Source organism: Microcystis sp. M_QC_C_20170808_M9Col (assembly GCF_007095495.1).
Classification (GTDB): domain Bacteria; phylum Cyanobacteriota; class Cyanobacteriia; order Cyanobacteriales; family Microcystaceae; genus Microcystis; species Microcystis aeruginosa.
In genome coordinates, this window is sequence record NZ_SFBZ01000164.1 from 1 (window position 1) to 4,459 (window position 4,459).

The window sequence follows — 4,459 nt, forward strand, 5'->3', positions numbered from 1 at the left end:
GACCAGAACAGAGTAAATCTGTTAAGGCAGGTGCGGAACCCCGCAAGGGAAAGAAGCAGAAACCTAAATCGTGAGGTTTGGGAATCGCCGTCCGTTTTACGGCGGCGAGGATGTCAAAGATAATATCCACTAGAAACCCAATAACCGGCCATTTGGTAGCGGCATAAATCCAACCAATGCCCAAAATATCATAGACTTGGCGAAACACTTCCACATTTTGGAGGATAGTACCATCGGCTAGTACAGCGTGGATTCGTCCCATGGCCGCCGCGAAGGAAATACCGCCATTTTCCTCCGGATTATAGTTTTCGGCGGCAATATCGACAAAAGCAACTAATCCTCTCCCAGCATCCCGTTTTTGCAGAAAATTGACCTCCCGCAAGCAGAGGGGACATTCTCCATCGTAGAGGAGTTTAATTTTCCAAGAGGGCGATCGAGTAGAATTTTCTAAGGTATCAGCAGATGGAGTCGGTAAAGATGACATGATCTTCTAGGGATTTTCTTTTCAGTGGTCGGTAATTAGTGAGGGGTTGAGAAGTAGGGAGTGGGGAAGTGGGGAGAATAAATAAAAATAATCTCCTGACTCCTGATGATTATTTTATGGCAATTCATCAGATTGGATGGGATCACTCTCTATTGGTTCTCGATCGTTGCGTTTTGAGAAACCCCAAGCAAAGAGGATAGCAATTAAACTAATCATAATCCATTCCGGCGGCACAAAATCGGGACTAATCACCCGCAACAACAATCTTAAACCCACCAAACCGACGGTGACAAAACCGGCATCTTCTAGGTGAGTGTATTCCTCTAACCAGCGAATAAATAAACCCGCCATAAAGCGCAGGGTAACTACTCCGATCGTACCACCAAGCAGGATCAACCAAGTATCATCGGCCACGGCGATGGAAGTGGTGACACTATCGAGGGAAAAAGCTAAATCGGTAACGGCAATTAGGGGGATAGCTTGCCAGAGAGATTGAAACTTGAGACTATGATGGGTGTGGTCTTTGTCTTCGGGGGAGGCAAAGTAATTAAAGACTAACCAGAGCAAATATACTGCTCCCAAAAGTTCAAACTGCCAGTATTTAACCACCCAGGTGGCGGTAAGAATCAAGACCATACGGAGAATATAGGCGAAAACTAAGCCAATATTCAAGGCCTGACGTTGACGCTGATGATCTCCTAATCCCTGTGCTATGGAAGCGAGAGCAATGGCGTTATCTGCTGATAATACCGCTTCTAGGGCAATGAGAACCAACAGAATTAACGGGGTTTTTAGACTAAGGGTTAGAGATGAATCAAGGAGCGAGTCTAACATTGAGGCCGCAGGTAAAAATAAATGTAATCATGGCAATACTTCAGCTTAACGCTTTTACAACTTTCTTTTCTAGGGGAGATAACCGTCATCGGGGTGGGGAGATATGAAGTCTTGTAACGAAATGATGCAGAGGACCCCGATGATGTCGGAAAGTATTGGATGAATATCTTTATGAGGAGATAATCAGCAATGCTTTCTGATACTCAAGTTTTAGTCGCTCTGGTAATTGCTTTAATCCCCGGGATTTTGGCTTTTCGTCTAGCGACGGAACTTTATAAGTAAAGTCGCTTTCAATAAACCCTGATCCCGTCTGACCTAGCTATAGGATAGACCGATTGGGGTTTTTTCAGTGATCAGTCATCAGTTACCAGTTATCAGTGATTGGGTGTAACTTGAAGGTAATTAGCCACTTTTCTGACCGATTTTACTTATACTCATAAATCTATGACCGCAGGAACACGAAACCAAACCGACAAAAAACCCAGAAAAAAGCCAAAAAGCGGCAATAAATCCCAAAACTGGCAAGTTATCGAGATTTGGCTCCGAATTATTGCCTATAGCGCCATTTCCATCACGGCAGTTTTTGCGATCGCTCGTTTGCTACCTTACCAACAGATCCAACAGGCAAAACTGGAAGAAGTGCGTTTGGCAGCCCAGGAAAAGGAGGAACGCGTCAATCAATTGCGCGGTCAATTTACTCGCAGCTTCGATCCTAGTCAAGCGCGGCAAGTCATGGGGGAACAAAGTCCCCGACGGGATCCTAATCAAAGACGCATTTTTTGGGTTTCTCAGTAGATTAGCTGCCCGTGCATCTCAATTACTTGTTAAGACTTCAGGGGAGAGGAGAGATCCACAGAGTCGGTCTGAGCATTTGTCAGGATAAAACTAATGACCACAGCGACACAATTATTAAGCATTTCTGCCTTGACAAAAGAGGATTATTATGCTCGTGATTGGGTAAAATTTTCCGATGCACTAAATCCTGTGGCATTAATCGATTTTAACTGACTTGAGGGAATCAGATAGGGAATTTACAAGGGGATAACAATTAAAATCTTTCTGTGAAAACTGATAACTGAAAACTGATAACTGATAACTGATAACTCACATCTGATAACTCACATCTGATAACTGATAACTCACATCTGATAACTCACATCTGATAACTGATAACTCACATCTGAAACTGATAACTGATAACTGATAACTGATAACTGATAACTGATAACTGAAATGACTCGATCCTATTTTGCTACTACCGCGAGGGGACTAGAAGAAATTGCCGCTAGGGAATTAGAATTCCTAGGGGCCAAAGAAGTGAAACCCGTATTCACGGGAGTCCATTTTCAGGGAGATCTGGCCCTACTCTATCGAGTCAATCTTTGGTCAAGAATTATTTTTCGGGTTTTGGTTCCCATTGCCGAAATTCCCTGTGGGGATGGGAAGGAACTTTATGATGGCATTCAAGCCATTGATTGGCGCGATTATCTCACCAGTGAGGAAACTTTAGCGGTACAATGTACGGGAACGAATGATCGCCTCAATCACACCCATTACACCGCTTTAAGCATCAAAAACGCTATTATCGACCAACAGCGTCAACAGGGGAATCCACGTTCTTTTGTGGATACAGAAAATCCCGACCTGCAAATTAACGCTCATATCGAGAAAAATCGCTGTGTGCTTAGTTTAGATAGTTCTGGTCACAGTTTGCATCGTCGCGGGTATCATCGGGCCATGGGAGTCGCACCTCTGAAAGAAAGTCTCGCCGCTGCTTTGGTAGAATTATCGGCATGGCAGGATGATATGGCTCTTTTAGACCCTTTTTGTGGTTCGGGAACCATTGTCATCGAAGCGACGTTAAAAGCTTTAAATATTGCCCCCGGTTTATCTCGTTCCCAGTTCGGATTTCAGAAGTGGCCAGACTATCAACCGGATTTATGGCAATCTTTGGTCAAGGAAGCTAAAGAAAAACAAAAATCTCGGCTAAATGCGCCAATTTATGCTAGTGATGCCGATTACGAGGTTTTGCGTCAGGCCGAGGATAATGCCTATTTTTGTCAAGTGCAGGAGCATATTAATTTTAGCTTGCAAAGCATCACCGACTTAGAACCGGCGAGCGATGGAGGGATTATTCTCTGTAATCCCCCTTACGGCAAAAGATTGGGCAATACCGAAGAATTAGGGGCCTTATATAAATTCTTCGGTGATGTCTTAAAACAGAGGTTTAAGGGTTGGACAGCCTATATTTTATCGGGAAACAAAGAACTGACTAAACAAATCGGTCTGCGTTCTTCCCGTCGCACTCCCTTGTATAACGGTTCTTTGCCCTGTACCCTCTTAAAATACGAATTGTATTAAGCTAAGACGCATTTAAGCCGCTTATTCTTAGATTAGCGGTTCTCTTAGGTTTGGTGGGTAAAATGTATTCTAAGATACATTCCTGCTGGCGAGGGAGTGGGACGAACCACAAAGACACAAAGGACACAAAGATTGATCGCTCCTATATAAGTTAAACTTATCACACAAAGAATAAGAGAGCCGATTAGCCGAATCTCCCCCCATCCTTGCCCCCCCGACCCCTTAGGGTTGATTCATTTAAATTAAGTACAGCGGATTTTGAGTCAATAAATTTGAATGAAAATTCTCAAGTTTATCTTTTTCTAATCAAAAGAGTTAGTGACAATAACTAATCTTTAATACCCTGCCAATATTTATTATGAATAGATGGATAAAGCTTTTTATCAAGCCACTAAAAGCCTATCTCTCTTGAAATTTTCTGAGAGTACATCCTGTTAATTTAGCTAATTTTTCTGCTTCTTACGTCGATAAAACTATCAGTTTTTCCTAACGTTCAGCTAACCACCTCTGTCCCTCTGTTATTGAGAGAAAACCCAAACCTCTGAAAAGATTCAATCCTATGGTTGTGAGAATTGACCAATTGCTGGCCGCTTGAAAATCACTTATCTCGCTTTTATCTTCCTCAAAAATTACATCTTTTACCCAATGTAACTGATTTTCCATTTTCCAATGTCCTCGAATAATTTTAGCAAATACTTGGGCGGATTCGGTTAGGCTACTGATATAGTAAGCTGTTTCTTCATAAGTTTTATCCCCGCGACTACCCCTTCTTTCTACTTT

6 protein-coding genes are annotated in these 4,459 nt (G+C 42.7%); 3 read left to right on the top strand and 3 right to left on the bottom strand.

Translation table 11 applies throughout. From position 1 onward, the window contains the following. Together EWV68_RS09700 and EWV68_RS09705 are read right to left on the bottom strand one after the other, a co-directional pair. Nucleotides 1-484, bottom strand: a 484-nt coding sequence (locus tag EWV68_RS09700; protein WP_287169637.1) for a thiol-disulfide oxidoreductase DCC family protein, incomplete at its 3' end; no start/stop codon positions are given. A gap of 114 nt (nucleotides 485-598) precedes the next feature. Next, entirely contained in the window at nucleotides 599-1,318 is a 720-nt protein-coding gene (locus EWV68_RS09705; protein ID WP_002737049.1) for a TerC family protein, read from the bottom strand. Nucleotides 1,319-1,507: 189 nt separating this feature from the next. Between EWV68_RS09705 and psaM the strand changes: the two genes are divergently transcribed. The 3 genes from psaM (at nucleotide 1,508) to EWV68_RS09720 (ending at nucleotide 3,679) form a co-directional block, all read left to right on the top strand. Next, nucleotides 1,508-1,600, top strand: coding sequence for a photosystem I reaction center subunit XII (gene psaM / locus EWV68_RS09710; protein ID WP_012264462.1), 93 nt, complete (start codon nucleotides 1,508-1,510; stop codon nucleotides 1,598-1,600). Nucleotides 1,601-1,762: 162 nt separating this feature from the next. Further along, nucleotides 1,763-2,113, top strand: a complete 351-nt coding sequence (locus tag EWV68_RS09715; RefSeq protein ID WP_061430319.1) for a slr1601 family putative cell division protein — start codon at nucleotides 1,763-1,765, stop codon at nucleotides 2,111-2,113. Between the two features lie 438 nt (nucleotides 2,114-2,551). Next, entirely contained in the window at nucleotides 2,552-3,679 is a 1,128-nt protein-coding gene (locus EWV68_RS09720; protein ID WP_061430320.1) for a THUMP domain-containing class I SAM-dependent RNA methyltransferase, read from the top strand. A 486-nt stretch (nucleotides 3,680-4,165) separates the two neighbouring features. Here EWV68_RS09720 and EWV68_RS09725 read toward each other — a convergent pair. Then, nucleotides 4,166-4,459 (bottom strand): ISAs1 family transposase (locus EWV68_RS09725; RefSeq protein WP_287169638.1); only part of this gene is annotated, 294 nt, incomplete at its 5' end.